Raw genomic sequence first — 18,181 nt, 5'->3', positions numbered from 1 at the left:
ATCGCAGCCGTCAATGACGTCTTGCCATGGTCAACGTGACCAATCGTGCCAATGTTCACATGCGGCTTGTTGCGCTCAAATTTACTCTTAGCCATGTGAAGTCTCCATTCCTTGCAGCCCGTTAGGGCGTTGAATTAACTTACAGACGCAATTCCTCGGAATTACGCGTATTTCTTCTGAACTTCCTGAGCCACTGCAGTCGGAACCGCTTCGTAGTGGTCGAAAGTCATCGAGTACTGGGCGCGGCCCTGCGACATCGAGCGCAGGCTGTCCACATATTTGAACATGTTGGCCAGCGGGACCATCGCATTGACGACCACGGCGACACCACGGCTTTCCTGGCCCTGGATCTGGCCACGACGGCTGTTCAGATCGCCGATAACGCTGCCGACATAGTCTTCCGGCGTCACGACTTCGACCTTCATGACCGGCTCGAGCAGCTGAACGCCGAGCTTCGGGGCAGCTTCGCGAAGACACGCACGACCAGCGATTTCGAACGCCAGAACCGAGGAGTCGACATCGTGGAAGGCACCGTCGATGAGGGTCGCCTTGACGGCGATCATCGGGAAGCCTGCGAAAGGACCGGACGACAGAACGCTGCGAATGCCCTTTTCGACACCCGGTACGTATTCCTTGGGAACCGCACCGCCGACGATCTTGGACTCGAACACGAAATCTTCGCCTTCGGGGTTCGGCTCGAACACGATCTTGACGCGGGCGAACTGACCGGTACCACCCGACTGCTTCTTGTGGGTGTAGTCCTGTTCGTGAGTACGCGTGATGGTTTCGCGATACGCAACCTGCGGCGCGCCGACGTTGGCCTCGACCTTGTATTCGCGCTTCATGCGATCGACGATGATGTCGAGGTGAAGCTCGCCCATGCCGGCGATGATGGTCTGGCCCGACTCTTCGTCAGTCTTGACGCGGAAGGACGGATCCTCGGCAGCCAGGCGATGCAGCGCGAGGCCCATCTTTTCCTGGTCGCCCTTGGTCTTCGGCTCGATCGCGATCTGGATGACCGGCTCGGGGAATTCCATGCGCTCGAGGATAACCGGCTTCAGCGGATCGCAAAGCGTATCGCCAGTGGTCGTCTCCTTGAGACCAGCCAAAGCGACGATGTCGCCGGCGTAGGCCTCTTCGATGTCGGAGCGCGAGTTGGAGTGCATCTGCAGCATGCGGCCGATGCGCTCTTTCTTGCCCTTGACGGTGTTCTCGAGCGAAGCGCCCTTGGCGACCTTGCCGGAGTAGATGCGGCAGAAGGTCAGCGAGCCAACGAACGGATCGTTCATGACCTTGAAGGCCAGCATCGACAGAGGCTCTTCATCGTTCGGCAGGCGAACCATGTCGGCTTCGGTCTTGGGATCGATACCCTTGATCGCCGGAACGTCGATCGGCGAAGGCAGGAACTCGACAACGGCGTCGAGCAGCGGCTGAACGCCCTTGTTCTTGAAGGCCGAGCCACAGAACATCGGGAAGAACTTGACGGCGATCGTGCCCTTGCGGATCAGAGCGCGCAGTTCGTCATTCGTCGGCATCTTGCCATCGAGGTAGTTCTCAAGCGCGGTCTCGTCCATTTCGACGGCCGTCTCGATCATACGCTCGCGGTACTCTTCAGCGCGGTCCTTGAGATCGGCCGGGATTTCGACGACATCCCAGGCAGCGCCGAGGCTCTCGTCGCGCCAAACCAGCGCGTTCATCTCGATCAGATCGACAACGCCCTTGAATTCGGTCTCAGCGCCGATCGGCAGCTGCATGACAATGGCGGTGGCGCCAAGACGGGTCTTGATCATTTCGGCCGAGCGATAGAAATCGGCGCCGATCTTGTCCATCTTGTTGCAGAAAATCATGCGCGGGACATGATACTTGTCAGCCTGGCGCCAGACGGTTTCCGTCTGCGGCTCGACACCAGCGTTCGCGTCCAGAAGAGCGATCGCGCCGTCGAGAACGCGCAGCGAGCGCTCGACTTCAATGGTGAAATCGACGTGGCCGGGCGTGTCGATGATGTTGAAGCGGCGCATCTTGCCGTCGCGACCCTTCCAGTAGGTCGTCGTAGCAGCGGAGGTGATGGTGATACCACGCTCCTGCTCCTGCTCCATCCAGTCCATGGTAGCAGCGCCGTCATGGACTTCGCCGATCTTGTGCGACTTGCCCGTGTAATAGAGGACGCGCTCGGTCGTCGTCGTCTTGCCGGCGTCGATATGCGCCATGATGCCGAAATTGCGGTAGTCTTCGATTTTATATTCGCGGGCCATGATGGATGCCTTCCTGTAAGTCCGTTCGCGCCGTTACCAGCGGTAGTGCGCGAACGCGCGGTTGGCTTCAGCCATCTTGTGGGTGTCTTCACGCTTCTTGACGGCGGTGCCACGGTTGTTGGCAGCATCCATCAGTTCGCCCGACAGACGGTCGACCATGGTCGTCTCGTTACGGTTGCGAGCAGCAGTGATCAGCCAGCGAATGGCAAGCGCCTGACGGCGCTCCGGACGGACGTCGACCGGAACCTGATAGGTTGCACCACCGACGCGGCGCGAACGAACCTCGACGTGCGGCGCGACATTGTCGAGCGCCTGATGGAAAACCGTCACCGGCTCCTGCTTGGTCTTGGCCTGAACCTGATCAAGGGCACCGTAGACGATCGTCTCGGCGACCGACTTCTTGCCGTCATACATGACGGCGTTCATGAATTTCGTAACGATCAGATCGCCGAACTTGGGGTCCGGGTTGATCTCACGCTTCTCTGCACTATGGCGTCGGGACATGGTTCTCGTCTCTCAACTTCGAGGCTCGGCAACAAAAGCGCCTGAGCCGGTAAACCTTATTTCGGACGCTTGGCGCCGTACTTCGAGCGGCGCTGCTTGCGGTTCTTCACGCCCTGCGTGTCGAGCACGCCGCGGATGATGTGGTAACGCACACCCGGAAGATCCTTCACGCGGCCGCCGCGGATCATGACCACGGAGTGCTCCTGAAGGTTGTGACCTTCACCAGGAATGTAGCCAATCACTTCGAAGCCATTGGTCAGGCGGATTTTCGCGACCTTACGGAGCGCGGAGTTCGGCTTCTTCGGCGTCGTCGTATAGACGCGCGTGCAGACGCCCCGCTTCTGCGGATTGGCCTGCATGGCCGGAACCTTATTGCGCTTTACCGGCGCAATGCGCGGCTTGCGGATCAGCTGGTTGACGGTAGGCATTAAACCCTCTTGTCTCTCAAATTCCGTGTCTCGGGCCCATTCACGGGCGGCTTCAAGCGGTATTTCCATACGCAAATTCGGGCCACAAACCGCGAATTCGCGGTGCGCCCGAACAAAAGCAGAGGAAGCGGAACCCGCCTCATGCACGCCGGAAATGTGTAGTCGCTCGTAAAACGAACCTTGTTTGAGGCAAACTCCAGAGCGTGTCGCGCCGGAAAGCCAGACCTCACATGGGTTCAGACGAGGCGGCTAATACGCGCTACCTCGAACATCGTCAAGCCCGACCGCCCAAATATCTTAACAAAACCGCGACTTGAACGGCTCCGGCGCGGTCGGCGACATTTTCTTTCGCGATTTCGCAATTGCGAAAAAGAAAGTGACACGCTTTTGTCTGTCCCCTGCCCGATCTTCATGCGAAAAACCGCTCATGTACGACAATAGCTGCCTGAATAATGGAATCACTGATGAACGACAACGAAGAACGCCCCGTAACCATCATCACAGGCCGAGTCTGGCGCAGAAAAGGCGGAAAATCAGAAGGTGTCCACGTGATGCTGGTCGCGCCGGACGATGATTCGGCGGTGCGCCGGGCTTTGGAGGCCCTGGCGAAGGAAGGATATGCCGAAGCCGAGCTCGACCAGATCGGCGATATGGAGGGCGAGCCCGACGACGAGCCGCATCTGTCCGCGTTTCAGGGCGCGCTGGAAGGCGACGTGTCCATCGTTACCTTCAACGAAGCGAACTGAGTTCCTGAAAAAGGGCTCTGCGCCGATTGGGCTTGATTCGAGAATCAAAAAGGCCGTCCGGATGGGGCACAGCCGGACGGCCAAAGCGCGGAGATGGAGGTTAGACCTCCGATCGAAGCCGCGTAGTCTGAAACTGATCTCTCAACCTTCCCCCTCGAGCTTGCGCGCTAAAACCATGCAGCGCAAGGAACCGTCACACACGAGACAATGCAGTTCGACATTGTCGAAACACACCCAGCCATCTCTCCTGTTGTCGGCCATGCCCCCGGACAGAGATTGGCGGTGTCCCCGAGGCAGAATAAGTGGACTGCCTCTGTTGCATCAAGATCCCGCGAACGGATCAACCACTCGGATCACTCTGGCCGCAGGCTTCCCGCCCGAATCTGCGACCGTCGGCAATCGTCCCGGCTAGTATCGTCTTCCGGCTGATGCGCTGTCACCCCCCATATGGGAGTGTCCGGCAACGCACAGACATCGAGGCTCAAACAAAAATGCCGCCGGGTCGCCCCGGCGGCATTTCTTTACCAACAGCCCAAAAGCTTACTGAGCTGCGTTGACCATGTCGGTCAGCATCGGGTCGGCGACTTCCACGCCGGACGTCTTGCGACGCTCGTCGAGGATAAGTTCGTCGCGATGCGTCGCGATGCGACGGATCTGGCTCATCTGGCCACCTGTGCCGGCCGGGATGAGACGGCCGACGATGACGTTTTCCTTCAGGCCCTGCAGCATGTCGGTCTTGCCGGCAACGGCTGCTTCGGTGAGCACGCGGGTCGTCTCCTGGAAGGAGGCGGCCGAGATGAAGGACGGCGTCTGCAGCGAAGCCTTGGTGATGCCGAGCAGCACCGGCTGGCCTTCTGCAGGCTTCTTGCCTTCCTCGATCAGACGATCGTTGATCTCGTCGAACTCGATCACGTCGACATGGTCGCCCGGAATGTAGATCGAGTCGCCCTGTGCCGTGATCTCGACCTTCTGCAGCATCTGGCGAACGATCACCTCGATGTGCTTGTCGTTGATCAACACGCCCTGCAACCGGTAGACTTCCTGGATTTCATTGACGAGATACGAGGCCAGAGCCTCCACGCCCTTGATCGCCAGAATGTCGTGCGGCGCCGGATTGCCGTCGAGGATGTAGTCGCCCTTCTCGATCGCATCACCGTCCTGAAGATGGAACGGCTTGCCCTTCGGGATCAGGTATTCGACCGGCTCCATTGTCGAGTCATGCGGCTCGATGATGATGCGGCGCTTGTTCTTGTAGTCGCGCCCGAAGCGGATCGTACCGTCGATCTCGGCGATGATGGCGTGATCCTTCGGACGGCGAGCCTCGAAGAGTTCGGCAACACGCGGCAGACCGCCGGTGATGTCCTTCGTCTTCGCGCTTTCCATCGGGATACGCGCAATCACGTCGCCCGGACGAACCATGGAACCCGGTTCGACCGAAAGGATCGCCTCGACCGAGAGCAGGAAGCGTGCATCGCCGCCCTTGGCGAGCTTGCCGACCTTGCCCTTGGCATCGTGGATCGCGAGCGCCGGCTTGAGGTCCGAACCGCGCGGGGTCGAACGCCAGTCGATGACTTCACGCTTGGTGATGCCGGTCGATTCGTCGGCCGTTTCCTGAACGGAGATGCCGTCGACCAGATCCTCGAACACCACCCTGCCCTCGATTTCGGTGAGGATCGGGCGGGTATACGGGTCCCACTCGGCGATACGCTGGCCGCGCTTCACCTTGTCGCCATCGTCCACGAAGATACGCGAACCATAGGTGACGCGGTGCGTGGCGCGTTCCTTGCCGGCTTCGTCCAGGATCAGGACCGCCATGTTGCGGCCCATGACCATGAGCTGGCCGTCGGAGTTGCGAACCACGTTGCGGTTGCGGATCTCGACCTTGCCCTCATACGAGGCTTCAAGGAACGAGCTGTCCACCACCTGCGCCGTACCGCCCATGTGGAAGGTACGCATGGTGAGCTGGGTGCCCGGCTCGCCGATCGACTGCGCGGCGATGACGCCGACCGCTTCACCCTGGTTGACCGGGGTACCGCGGGCAAGGTCACGTCCGTAGCAGACGGCGCAGACGCCGGTCTTGACTTCGCAGGTCAGCGCCGAGCGGATGCGGATCGACTGGATCGCAGCCTTTTCGATCTGCTCGACGTCGCGCTCGTCCATCAGAGTGCCGGCCTTGACGATCAGGTCACCCGTAAGCGGGTGGTTGATGTCGTCGAGCGCCGTGCGTCCGAGAACGCGCTGTCCGAGTGAGGCAACGACCTGGCCGGCATCGACGATCGGCTGCATGGTGAGGCCCTTGTCGGTGCCGCAGTCGACGGAGTTGACGATGCAATCCTGCGCCACGTCGACGAGACGACGGGTCAGGTAGCCGGAGTTTGCCGTCTTCAACGCGGTGTCGGCCAGACCCTTGCGGGCGCCGTGGGTCGAGTTGAAGTATTCAAGAACGGTCAGACCTTCCTTGAAGTTCGAGATGATCGGCGTTTCGATGATCTCGCCCGAAGGCTTGGCCATCAGGCCGCGCATGCCGGCGAGCTGACGCATCTGGGTGGGCGAACCACGCGCACCCGAATGCGACATCATGTAGATCGAGTTCATCGGCTTCTGACGGCCATTGTCCTCGAACTCGACGGCCTTGATGCGGGCCATCATCTCGTCGGCGACCTTTTCCGAGCACTTGGCCCAAGCATCGACGACCTTGTTGTACTTTTCGCCCTGAGTGATCAGGCCGTCATTGTACTGCTGCTCGTATTCCTTCGCGAGCGCCTCGGTGTCGGCGACCAGCTTTTCCTTGGCGTCCGGGATCAGCATGTCGTCCTTGCCGAACGAAATGCCGGCGCGGCAGGCATGGGCAAAACCGAGAGCCATGATGCGATCGCAGAAAATGACCGTCTCTTTCTGACCGCAGTGGCGGTAGACCGTGTCGATCATCTTGGAGATGTTCTTCTTGGTCATCTCCTGGTTGGCGGTCTCGTAAGGCACATTGACGTTCTTCGGCAGAAGCTCGCCGATGATCATGCGGCCGGGCGTGGTGTCATGGATCTTCGACACGACGTTGCCTTCCGCATCGACCGTACGGAAACGGCCGCGGATCTTGGCATGCAGCGTAACAGCCTTGGTCTCGAGTGCGTGCTGGAGTTCGCCCATGTCGGCAAACACCATGCCCTCGCCCGGCTCGTTCTGGTTGACGATCGACAGGTAGTACAGGCCCAGCACCATGTCCTGCGACGGCACGATGATCGGTGCGCCGGAGGCCGGGTGCAGGATGTTGTTGGTCGACATCATCAGGACACGCGCTTCAAGCTGAGCTTCAAGCGACAGCGGCACGTGAACGGCCATCTGGTCACCGTCGAAGTCGGCGTTGAAGGCCGTGCAGACCAGCGGGTGAAGCTGGATCGCCTTGCCTTCGATCAGGATCGGCTCGAACGCCTGGATGCCGAGGCGGTGAAGCGTCGGAGCGCGATTGAGCAGAACCGGATGCTCGCGGATGACCTCGTCGAGGATATCCCAGACTTCCGGCTTTTCCTTTTCGACCAGCTTCTTGGCCTGCTTGACGGTCGAGGAGTAACCCTTGGCGTCGAGGCGGGCGTAGATGAACGGCTTGAACAGCTCGAGCGCCATCTTCTTCGGCAGGCCGCACTGGTGCAGCTTGAGCTCCGGACCGGTCACGATGACCGAACGGCCGGAATAGTCGACGCGCTTGCCGAGCAGGTTCTGGCGGAACCGGCCCTGCTTGCCCTTGAGCATGTCGGACAGCGACTTCAGCGGACGCTTGTTGGCACCCGTGATGACACGGCCGCGGCGGCCGTTGTCGAACAGTGCATCGACCGCTTCCTGAAGCATGCGCTTCTCGTTGCGGATGATGATGCCCGGCGCGCGAAGCTCGATAAGGCGCTTCAGGCGGTTGTTACGGTTGATGACGCGGCGATAGAGATCGTTCAGGTCGGACGTCGCGAAGCGGCCGCCATCCAGCGGCACCAGCGGACGCAGGTCCGGCGGGATGACCGGGACGACCTTCATGATCATCCATTCCGGACGGTTGCCGGATTCCATGAAGTTCTCGACCACCTTCAGGCGCTTGAGATACTTCTTCTGCTTCAGTTCCGACGTGGTCGAGGCAAGCTCGGAGCGCAGGTCGCCCGCGATCTTCTCCAGGTCCATGCCTGCCAGAAGGTCATGAATGGCCTCAGCGCCGATCATGGCGGTGAACTGGTCCTCGCCATACTCGTCGACGGCGATCATGTATTCTTCTTCGGAAAGAAGCTGGTTTTCCTTAAGCGCGGTCAGGCCCGGCTCGGTGACGATGTAGTTCTCGAAATAGAGAACGCGCTCGATATCCTTGAGCGTCATGTCGAGCAGCGTGCCGATGCGCGAAGGCAGCGACTTCAGGAACCAGATGTGGGCGACGGGTGCTGCGAGCTCGATATGGCCCATGCGCTCGCGGCGAACGCGCGACAGCGTAACTTCCACGCCGCACTTTTCGCAGATGACGCCCTTGTACTTCATGCGCTTGTACTTGCCGCACAGGCACTCATAGTCCTTGATCGGCCCGAAGATGCGCGCGCAGAACAACCCGTCGCGTTCCGGCTTGAACGTACGGTAGTTGATCGTCTCCGGCTTCTTGATCTCGCCGAACGACCAGGACAGGATCTTTTCCGGGCTGGCGAGCGAAATCCGGATGGAATCGAACACCTGCGCCGGGGCGTTGTTGTTGAAGAGATTCATGACCTCTTGGTTCATGCCGTTCTCCTTCTCGGGACCGAAGGCCCCTATTCGAATATTACCGGGCGATTTAGCCCCTTGGGTGATCCGCTCGATCGCCGCCGCTTCGCTGGCGTCACCGGATCCGTACGAGCGGCCGATCGTGCGGCCGCATGAATTTATCGGCGAACCGCAGAGAGCAATCGCGCTCCGCGGTTCGCCTTATTCGCCTATTCGGCAGCGTCAGGCAGACGCGTCGGCTGCTCGTCGATCCTGGTGTTTTCCAGTTCGACATTGAGACCCAGCGAGCGCATTTCCTTGACGAGAACGTTGAAGCTCTCCGGAATGCCTGCCTCGAAGGAGTCGTCGCCACGCACGATCGCCTCGTAGACCTTGGTACGGCCTGCCACGTCGTCCGACTTCACGGTCAGCATTTCCTGCAGCGTGTAGGCGGCGCCGTAAGCTTCGAGCGCCCAGACCTCCATTTCGCCGAAGCGCTGGCCACCGAACTGCGCCTTGCCGCCCAGCGGCTGCTGTGTAACGAGCGAGTACGGTCCGATCGAACGCGCGTGGATCTTGTCGTCCACGAGATGGTGAAGCTTGAGCATATAGATATAGCCCATCGTCACCTTGCGATCGAACGGCTCGCCGGTACGCCCGTCATAGAGCTGCGACTGACCGCTTGAGTGAAGGCCCGCAGTTTCCAGCATCTCATTGATGTGGACTTCATGCGCGCCGTCGAACACCGGGGTCGCAATGGAGACGCCGCGCCTCATCTGCTCGCCGAGGCGAACGATGGACTCGTCGTCGAACTGGCGAACCGGCTCGTTGCGGTCGTTGTCCGGGATCAGGTGCTCGATCTCGTCCCGCAGCGGCTTGATGTCGGCGTTGCCACCAGCCTTGTAGGCCTCGATCAGTTCGCCGATCTTCCTGCCCATGCCGGCGCAAGCCCAGCCCAGATGCGTTTCCAGAATCTGGCCGACATTCATACGGCTCGGCACACCCAGCGGGTTGAGCACGATATCCGCATGCGTGCCGTCCTCGAGGAACGGCATGTCCTCGACCGGAACGATACGCGACACGACACCCTTGTTGCCGTGACGGCCGGCCATCTTGTCGCCGGGCTGCATCTTGCGCTTCACGGCCACGAAGACCTTGACCATCTTCATGACGCCGGGCGGCATCTCGTCGCCGCGCTGCACCTTCTCGACCTTGTCCATGAAGCGCTGTTCAAGCGCCTTCTTGGAATCGTCGTACTGGCCGCGCAGAGCTTCGAGTTCGCTCTGCTGCTTCTCGTCCTCGACGGCAAACTGCCACCACTGCGAACGCGGATACTCTTCCAGAGTGTCCTTGCCGACGCTCGAGCCCTTCTTGAAGCCCTTCGGTCCGGCAATCGCATCCTTGCCGATGAGCACGTCGCTCAGGCGGCTGTAGACGTTGCGGTCGAGAATTGCCTGCTCGTCGTCACGGTCCTTGGCCAGACGTTCGATTTCCTCGCGCTCGATCGCCATCGCACGTTCGTCTTTTTCGACGCCGTGGCGGTTGAACACGCGGACTTCGACGACCGTACCGTAGGTTCCGGGCGGCATGCGCATGGAGGTGTCACGTACGTCCGAAGCCTTTTCGCCAAAGATGGCGCGCAGAAGCTTTTCTTCCGGCGTCATCGGGCTTTCACCCTTCGGCGTGATCTTGCCAACCAGAATGTCGCCCGGCAGCACTTCCGCACCGATATAGACAATGCCGGCTTCGTCGAGGTTCTTCAGTGCTTCTTCCGAAACGTTCGGAATGTCGCGCGTGATTTCCTCCGGTCCGAGCTTCGTGTCGCGGGCCATGACCTCGAACTCCTCGATGTGGATCGAGGTGAAGACGTCGTCGGCCACGATACGCTCGGAGAGCAGGATCGAGTCCTCGTAGTTGTAGCCGTTCCACGGCATGAACGCGACGAGCACGTTGCGGCCGAGCGCCAGATCGCCGAGATCGGTCGAAGGACCGTCGGCAATGATGTCGCCCTTGTTGACGTGGTCGCCCATGCGCACCAGCGGACGCTGGTTGATGCAGGTGTTCTGGTTCGAACGCTGGAACTTCATCAGCCGGTAGATATCGACGCCGGACTTGCCCGGATCGAGATCTTCCGTTGCGCGGATGACGATACGCGTCGCATCAACCTGGTCGACGATGCCGCCGCGACGGGCGCCGATGGCGGCACCGGAGTCACGAGCGACGATCGGCTCCATGCCGGTGCCGACGAACGGCGCTTCGGCGCGCACCAGCGGCACGGCCTGACGCTGCATGTTCGAGCCCATCAGAGCGCGGTTGGCGTCGTCGTTTTCCAGGAACGGGATCAGAGCCGCAGCAACAGACACGAGCTGCTTCGGTGACACGTCCATGAGATCGACGTTTTCGCGCGGCGCCATCATCACTTCGCCGGCATGGCGGCAAATGACAAATTCGTCGACGAAAGCGCCGTTCTCGTCGAGCAAGGCGTTAGCCTGCGCGACATAGTGCTTCGACTCTTCCATCGCCGAGAGGTAGCTGACGTCCAGCGTCACCTTACCGTCGACGATCTTGCGGTAAGGCGTTTCGATGAAGCCGTACTTGTTGACGCGCGCAAACGTCGCCAGCGAGTTGATCAGGCCGATGTTCGGGCCTTCCGGCGTTTCGATCGGGCAGATGCGGCCGTAATGCGTTGGGTGCACGTCGCGCACTTCGAAGCCGGCGCGCTCGCGGGTCAGACCACCGGGTCCAAGCGCCGAAAGACGACGCTTGTGGGTGATCTCCGACAGCGGGTTGGTCTGGTCCATGAACTGCGAAAGCTGCGAGGAACCGAAGAACTCGCGCACGGCGGCAGCCGCCGGCTTGGCGTTGATCAGGTCCTGCGGCATGACCGTGTCGATCTCGATCGAGGACATGCGTTCCTTGATCGCGCGCTCCATGCGGAGCAGGCCGACGCGGTACTGGTTTTCCATCAGTTCGCCGACAGAACGCACACGGCGGTTGCCGAGATTGTCGATGTCGTCGATCTCGCCCTTGCCGTCGCGCAGTTCGACCAGCGTCTTGACCACGGCAAGGATGTCTTCCTTGCGCAGCACGCGCACGGTGTCCTCGGCCTTCAGGTCGAGACGCATGTTCATCTTGACGCGGCCGACGGCCGAAAGGTCGTAGCGGTCGGCGTCAAAGAACAGCGAATTGAACATCGCTTCGGCGGTGTCAATGGTGGGCGGCTCGCCCGGACGCATGACGCGATAGATGTCGAACAGCGCGTCCTGGCGGCTTTCGTTCTTGTCGACGGCGAGCGTGTTGCGGATATAGCCGCCGACATTGATGTGATCGATGTCGAGAACGGTGAATTCCTCAGCGCCCGTCGAGAGCAGAACCTTAAGGGTCTTCTCGTCGATCTCGTCGCCGGCTTCGAGGAAGATTTCGCCGGTCGCGAAATCAACCACGTCTTCAGCCAGATAGCTGCCGTAGAGATCGTCCTGCGTCGCCTTGATCGCCTTCAGACCCTTGTCGGCAAGCTGCTTGGCCTGACGCGCAGTGATCTTCTTGCCGGCTTCGACGACGATTTCGCCGGTGTCGGCATCGACCAGATCATCGACAGCCTTCAAGCCGCGGAAGCGATCCACGGTGAAGGGAATGCGCCAATGGTCGCCCGACTGCTTGTATTCGATCTTGTTGTAGAAGGTGGAGAGGATCTCTTCACCGTCCATGCCAAGCGCCATCAGCAGCGACGTCACCGGAATCTTGCGGCGGCGGTCGATACGGGCATGCACGACGTCCTTCGAGTCGAACTCGATGTCGAGCCACGAACCGCGATAAGGGATGACGCGCGCGGCAAACAGAAGCTTGCCCGACGAGTGCGACTTGCCCTTGTCATGGTCGAAGAACACGCCCGGCGAACGGTGCATCTGCGAAACGATGACGCGCTCGGTGCCGTTGATGATGAAGGTGCCGTTGAGCGTCATGAGCGGCATGTCGCCCATGTAGACGTCCTGCTCCTTGATGTCCTTGATGGACTTGGAGCCGGTATCCTCGTCGATATCGAACACGATAAGGCGCAGCGTCACCTTCAGCGGCGCTGCATAGGTCAGGTCGCGCTGACGGCATTCGTCAACGTCGAATTTCGGTGCCTCGAACTCGTACTTGACGAATTCCAGCATCGATGCGCCGGAAAAGTCCGAGATCGGGAAGACCGACTTGAAAACGGCCTGCAGTCCTTCGTCAGGACGGCCGCCCTTGGGCTCGTCCACCATCAGGAACTGGTCATAAGATGCCTTCTGAACCTCGATCAGGTTCGGCATCTCCGCAACTTCCGGGATGTTCCCGAAGAATTTGCGTACGCGTCTGCGGCCATTGAAAGTCTGGGTCTGGGCCATCGTCGCTCCTTGCTGCCTCTCTTGGGGCGCGCTGCATCTCGCGCCTTGCAATACATGACCGCCTTCCGCCGGCGGTCCATCTGAAACGGGCGAAAACCCGTTTCCTGAAAGCCGTTTCCGGCCTTCAGGAAAGAGGTTCTCCAAACGCTTTCGCGTCACGCGGGATCGGCGGACGGCAAAACCGTCCGCCGAAAGCCGTAACGCTTACTTCAGTTCGACCTTGGCGCCAGCTGCTTCGAGCTGAGCCTTGATCTTGTCGGCGTCCGCCTTGGCGACGGCTTCCTTGACCGGCTTCGGAGCGGCTTCCACCAGGTCCTTGGCTTCCTTGAGGCCGAGACCGGTGATCGCGCGCACTTCCTTGATCACGTTGATCTTCTGAGCGCCGGCGTCGACGAGAACGACGTCGAATTCGGTCTTCTCTTCAACCGGAGCAGCAGCAGCGGCACCGCCGCCAGCAGCAGCAACAGCCACGGGAGCCGCAGCCGAAACGCCCCACTTTTCTTCCAGAAGCTTCGACAGCTCGGCCGCCTCGAGGACGGTCAGCTTCGAAAGGTCGTCTACGATCTTGGTGAGATCAGTCATTTTTAGTTTCCTTCAAAGTTCGAACAAATGTTGATGACAGCGAGGAACAACCTCATGCCGCCTCGTCCTTCCGGGCATAGGCGCCAAACACGCGGGCAAGCTGAGCTGCCGGTGCGTTGACGACCTGGGCGATCCTGGTAGCCGGGGTGGCGATCATGCCAACCAGACGTGCGCGCAGCTCATCGAGCGACGGGAGTGTGGCAAGAGCCTTCACACCGTCGGCGTTGAGTGCGGTCGTGCCCATCGAGCCGCCGAGAATGACAAGCTTGTCATTGCCCTTGGCGAAATCGGACGCGACCTTCGGCGCGGCAATTGGATCTTCCGAATAAGCAATCAGCGTCTGTCCGGTGAACAGGTCGATGATGCCTTCGGATTCCGTGCCCTGAAGAGCGATTTTGGCGAGGCGGTTCTTCGCGACTTTGACGGTGCCACCGGCTGCGCGCATTTTCGACCGAAGGTCGTTCATCTGCGCAACGGTGATACCGGCATAGTGGGCCACGACGACTGAACCGGCGTTCGAGAACGCTTCATTCAGGCCCGTGACGAGTTCGCGTTTTTCCGCTCTGTCCACTGCCTATCTCCAGTTGACAGCCATCTCACTGTGAAATGACTGCCGGGTTGCCTTTTGCCGGGCGGGCTATCCAGAAATTCCAGATCTCCCGAACGGCGCTCGAGGATCCTGCCCCCCTTATCGCCACACCAGCACGCCGGTGTGCAGACAAAAGGCAAACACGGTTCGAACCTTTCATTGGAGCGTTCGCTCCGTTGTCGGGTCTTCACCCGTCTCATGCAGGCCCATATGAATTAAGGCGAGCCGCCTGCAATCTCGGACAGGATTTCCGAAAGCGGTTTCCCGCCTCCGGATCCGGGTCGGTTAAAACCCGGAATTCTTCAGGGAATCAGGCCATTACAGCCTGATCCCGATTCAATCGATCAAGCCGTGGCGAGGGTCGAGAGATCGACCTTCAGGCCGGGGCCCATCGTCGAGGTGACGGACACCTTCTTGACGTAGACGCCCTTGGCGCCAGCCGGCTTGGCCTTGTTCACCGCATCGGCGAAAGCGCGGATGTTTTCTTCCAGCGCCTTGACGTCGAAGGAAACCTTGCCGACGCCGCCATGAATGATGCCGGCCTTTTCGACGCGGAACTCGACCGCACCGCCCTTGGACGCCTTGACGGCGGCGGCGATGTCCATGGTCACGGTTCCGACCTTCGGGTTCGGCATCATGCCGCGGGGGCCGAGAACCTTACCGAGACGACCAACCAGCGGCATCATATCCGGCGTGGCGATGCAGCGATCGAAATCGATCGTGCCCTTCTGGACGATCTCGACCAGATCTTCCGCACCGACGATGTCAGCGCCAGCAGCGCGGGCTTCATCAGCCTTCGCATCCTTGGCGAACACCGCGACGCGAACCGTGCGGCCCGTGCCGTTCGGCAGGTTGACGACGCCACGGACCATCTGGTCGGCGTGACGCGGATCGACGCCGAGATTCATCGAGATTTCGATGGTCTCGTCGAACTTGACCGTGGAACGGTCCTTGAGAAGCTGGATCGCCTCGCCCAGGCCGTAAGCCTTGTTGACGTCGATGCCCTCGCGGGACTTGGCTACGCGCTTTGCAATCTTTGCCATGATCTCAGCCCACCACTTCCAGGCCCATCGAGCGGGCGGAACCTTCGACCATGCGCATCGCCGCTTCCACGTCGTTCGCGTTCAGGTCCTTCATCTTGGCTTCGGCGATCTCGCGCACCTTGTCGCGGCTGATCTTGCCTGCACCGATCTTGCCCGGCTCCTTGGAGCCCGACTTCAGGTTGGCGGCCTTCTTCAGGAAGTAGGACACCGGCGGCGTCTTCATGACGAAGGTGAACGACTTGTCCTGATAGTACGTAATCACGACCGGAACGGGCGAACCCTTTTCCATTTCCTGCGTCTGCGCATTGAACGCCTTGCAGAATTCCATGATGTTGATGCCACGCTGACCAAGCGCAGGACCGATCGGGGGCGACGGCGTTGCCGATCCCGCGGAGACCTGAAGCTTGAGCTGGCCTGCAATTTTCTTAGCCATTCTCTCTGCCTTGTTTCAAAGCCGGAATATTCCGGCGGTTGCAGTTTGGTGGTTCGGAAGACCACGGCCGGCTAAGCCGCCTCTTCCTCCCACCGCTTCGACAACAGACTTGCGTCCGTCGCCTGCCCGTTACCGAAACCGGCAACGAGCGTTCGGATCAGCCCTTTTCGACCTGTCCGAATTCGAGATCGACAGGCACGGCGCGCCCGAAGATCGAAACTTCCACCTTGAGCCGCGCCCGCTCCTCGTCCACTTCCTGGACGAAACCGTTGAACGAAGCGAAAGGCCCGTCCGAGACGCGAATGGCTTCGCCGATCTCGAAAGTGACCGACGGCTTCGGCCGCTCGACGCCTTCCTGAACCTGGTTCAGGATGCGCTGGGCTTCAGCTTCCGTGATCGGCACCGGCTTCGAGTCACCGAGGAAACCCGTGACCTTCGGCGTGTTCTTGACGAGCGAGAACACAGCGTCCGTCAGATGCGCCTTAAGCAGCACATAGCCCGGAAAGAACTTGCGCTCGGCATCGACCTTGCGGCCGCGACGCACTTCCACGACCTTTTCTGTCGGCACGACGATCTGCTCGATCTGGTCGCTCAGGCCCTTCTGCTTGGCCTTGTTGACAATATCTTCGGCGACCTTCTTCTCGAAATTCGAGTAAGCGTGGACGATGTACCACCGCGCAGTCATCTCAAAACTTCTCCGTATTCGCCGGTATTCAGCGGCCGATGCCGAGGATCAACTCGACACCGAGAGCCATTAACTGATCGGCAGCGAAGAAAAAGATCATCGCAATCACCGCGAACACGAGAACCATGATCGTCGAGATCACCGTTTCGCGCCGCGACGGCCAAGTCACCTTTGCCGTCTCCGACCTTACCTGCTGCAGGAAGGTGAAAGGATTGGTGGTTTTTGACGCCATTTGCCGCTCTGCTTTCGAAGACCCGGAAAGACCCGAGCCTCTTGGATGTTCCCGTTGGCCGGGAGCTGCCTTTGCCTGGTACCGAAATCCGTCGCGAATCAGCGCCGATATTCCGCCCATGCATTTCGGGCGCGTAAAGCCGATCGTTCAGCTCCACGCGCCGCGTGTCCGTTGTGTCTACATAAAACCGATTCCCGACACATGCAAGTGCCTAAAATCCGTCTTACCTGCCAAACGCCCTTTGCCGGAACCATCCAATCGTCCCGTCAACGGCTATGTCGACAATTCGCGACCGCAAGGTCTGCGTTGCTGGCAGGGGCAGCAGGGCTCGAACCTGCGACCTGCGGTTTTGGAGACCGCCGCTCTACCAACTGAGCTATACCCCTATCGCGGCTGCTTCATTTCACAAAGATGTCCGCGTTTCAAGAGCCGAGAATGGTTTTCGAACGTCTCAATTCGTGGAAGGCGGTTGATAAGGCCCGCCGGGAACGCCCCAGCCCCATTTCGGCATCGGCTCGTTGAGCTCAGGCGCTGCGCCATCCTGCGAATTCAGCCTGGCCAACCGCGTACCCCATTCGAGATAGGCCACCAGTGCCGAGCGGAATTCGGGATCGTCAGGCAATCCGACCTCGTCTGCCGCGTCGAGAATCAGCGCGATCCATCGCCGGCGCTGCTCTTCGGTCAGATGGCGGCCGAGGTGATGCTTGATCATTCCGGCATGGCCGCCAAGCTTCTCGCTGTAGATGGCCGGGCCGCCAAAAACCTCGCCGATGAAGGCTGCGACGTGAGCGGGATGATCGCCCGACATATTCCGAAAGACAGGCTCCAGAAGCGGGTCAGCCAGAACCTTTTCGTAGAAGGTGCTGGTCAATCGATTGAGCGCTTCGGTTCCTCCCGCCCATTCGTACAGCGTCGGCACGTCCTTCGTCATCGCAATCTCCTCGCTCGCGGAAGCAGCATATGGGAACGACGATGGCGCTTTAAAAGAGAAAGGGCGGCCGAAGCCGCCCTTTCCTGACAAACGGATGTTTGCGTTATTATTCGACGATGGTGACGACGACGCCGGCACCGACGGTGCGGCCGCCTTCACGGATGGCGAAGCGGAGCTTCTCTTCCATCGCGATCGGCACGATCAGTTCGACATCGACCGTCACATTGTCGCCCGGCATCACCATTTCGGTGCCTTCGGCCAACTGCACGATGCCCGTCACGTCCGTCGTACGGAAATAGAACTGCGGACGGTAGTTGGTGAAGAACGGCGTATGACGGCCACCCTCTTCCTTCGTCAGGATGTAGGCTTCGGCCTTGAACTTCTTGTGCGGCTTGACCGAACCCGGCTTGGCCAGAACCTGGCCGCGCTCGACACCTTCACGATCAACGCCGCGCAGCAGCGCGCCGATGTTGTCGCCGGCCTGACCCTGGTCGAGCAGCTTGCGGAACATCTCGACGCCCGTGCAGGTCGTCTTCGACGTCGCGCGGATGCCGACGATCTCAAGTTCTTCGCCAACCTTGACGATGCCACGCTCGACGCGGCCGGTCACAACCGTGCCACGGCCCGAGATCGAGAACACGTCTTCGATCGGCATCAGGAACGGCTGGTCGATCGGACGCTCAGG

15 protein-coding genes and 1 tRNA gene are annotated in these 18,181 nt (G+C 60.3%); 1 reads left to right on the top strand and 15 read right to left on the bottom strand.

The genetic code is table 11. The features are described from left to right. The 4 genes from BM413_RS32920 to rpsL all read right to left on the bottom strand — a co-directional run. Window positions 1-95, bottom strand: a 95-nt coding sequence (locus BM413_RS32920) for a GTP-binding protein (protein ID WP_018010120.1), incomplete at its 3' end; no start/stop codon positions are given. Between the two features lie 66 nt (window positions 96-161). Continuing rightward, entirely contained in the window at window positions 162-2,252 is a 2,091-nt protein-coding gene (fusA, locus tag BM413_RS31665) for an elongation factor G (RefSeq protein WP_091918819.1), read from the bottom strand. A gap of 33 nt (window positions 2,253-2,285) precedes the next feature. Then, window positions 2,286-2,756, bottom strand: coding sequence for a 30S ribosomal protein S7 (gene rpsG / locus BM413_RS31660; RefSeq protein WP_056116530.1), 471 nt, complete (start codon window positions 2,754-2,756; stop codon window positions 2,286-2,288). A gap of 56 nt (window positions 2,757-2,812) precedes the next feature. Next, window positions 2,813-3,184 (bottom strand): 30S ribosomal protein S12, encoded by a 372-nt coding sequence (gene rpsL / locus BM413_RS31655; protein WP_008837709.1) that lies wholly within the window; start codon window positions 3,182-3,184, stop codon window positions 2,813-2,815. A gap of 464 nt (window positions 3,185-3,648) precedes the next feature. Here rpsL and BM413_RS31650 point away from each other — a divergent pair, with 464 nt between their 5' ends. Next, window positions 3,649-3,930 (top strand): transcriptional regulator, encoded by a 282-nt coding sequence (locus BM413_RS31650; protein ID WP_091918821.1) that lies wholly within the window; start codon window positions 3,649-3,651, stop codon window positions 3,928-3,930. A 540-nt stretch (window positions 3,931-4,470) separates the two neighbouring features. Here BM413_RS31650 and rpoC read toward each other — a convergent pair. From rpoC to BM413_RS31595, 11 genes are all read right to left on the bottom strand, one after another. Further along, window positions 4,471-8,667 carry a DNA-directed RNA polymerase subunit beta' gene (gene rpoC / locus BM413_RS31645; protein ID WP_091918818.1) on the bottom strand — a complete coding sequence of 1,399 codons (4,197 nt, stop codon included), beginning with the start codon at window positions 8,665-8,667 and terminating at the stop codon, window positions 4,471-4,473. A gap of 191 nt (window positions 8,668-8,858) precedes the next feature. Further along, window positions 8,859-13,001, bottom strand: a complete 4,143-nt coding sequence (rpoB, locus tag BM413_RS31640; protein WP_091918817.1) for a DNA-directed RNA polymerase subunit beta — start codon at window positions 12,999-13,001, stop codon at window positions 8,859-8,861. A gap of 204 nt (window positions 13,002-13,205) precedes the next feature. Then, window positions 13,206-13,583, bottom strand: a complete 378-nt coding sequence (rplL, locus tag BM413_RS31635; protein WP_091918816.1) for a 50S ribosomal protein L7/L12 — start codon at window positions 13,581-13,583, stop codon at window positions 13,206-13,208. Window positions 13,584-13,635: 52 nt separating this feature from the next. Further along, the gene (rplJ, locus tag BM413_RS31630) at window positions 13,636-14,154 is read right to left on the bottom strand and encodes a 50S ribosomal protein L10 (protein WP_091918815.1); all 519 of its coding nucleotides are present in this window, start codon (window positions 14,152-14,154) and stop codon (window positions 13,636-13,638) included. Between the two features lie 362 nt (window positions 14,155-14,516). Next, window positions 14,517-15,215, bottom strand: a complete 699-nt coding sequence (gene rplA / locus BM413_RS31625) for a 50S ribosomal protein L1 (protein WP_091918814.1) — start codon at window positions 15,213-15,215, stop codon at window positions 14,517-14,519. 4 nt (window positions 15,216-15,219) lie between these two features. After that, window positions 15,220-15,648 carry a 50S ribosomal protein L11 gene (gene rplK / locus BM413_RS31620; protein ID WP_091918813.1) on the bottom strand — a complete coding sequence of 143 codons (429 nt, stop codon included), beginning with the start codon at window positions 15,646-15,648 and terminating at the stop codon, window positions 15,220-15,222. Between the two features lie 157 nt (window positions 15,649-15,805). After that, window positions 15,806-16,333, bottom strand: a complete 528-nt coding sequence (gene nusG, locus BM413_RS31615) for a transcription termination/antitermination protein NusG (protein ID WP_091918812.1) — start codon at window positions 16,331-16,333, stop codon at window positions 15,806-15,808. Between the two features lie 28 nt (window positions 16,334-16,361). Beyond that, window positions 16,362-16,565 carry a preprotein translocase subunit SecE gene (gene secE / locus BM413_RS31610; RefSeq protein ID WP_091918811.1) on the bottom strand — a complete coding sequence of 68 codons (204 nt, stop codon included), beginning with the start codon at window positions 16,563-16,565 and terminating at the stop codon, window positions 16,362-16,364. Between the two features lie 310 nt (window positions 16,566-16,875). Next, a tRNA-Trp gene (locus tag BM413_RS31605) sits at window positions 16,876-16,951 on the bottom strand. 65 nt (window positions 16,952-17,016) lie between these two features. After that, a complete protein-coding gene (locus tag BM413_RS31600; RefSeq protein WP_091918810.1) occupies window positions 17,017-17,496 on the bottom strand; it encodes a group II truncated hemoglobin in 480 nt (159 codons plus the stop codon). Between the two features lie 106 nt (window positions 17,497-17,602). Next, window positions 17,603-18,181 (bottom strand): EF-Tu C-terminal domain-related protein (locus tag BM413_RS31595; RefSeq protein ID WP_175544526.1); only part of this gene is annotated, 579 nt, incomplete at its 5' end.

It is taken from the genome of Mesorhizobium sp. YR577, from assembly GCF_900116595.1.
GTDB lineage: Bacteria > Pseudomonadota > Alphaproteobacteria > Rhizobiales > Rhizobiaceae > Mesorhizobium_M.
The sequence above is the reverse complement of the archived record's forward strand: the minus strand, read 5'-3'. Positions and strand labels throughout refer to the sequence as shown.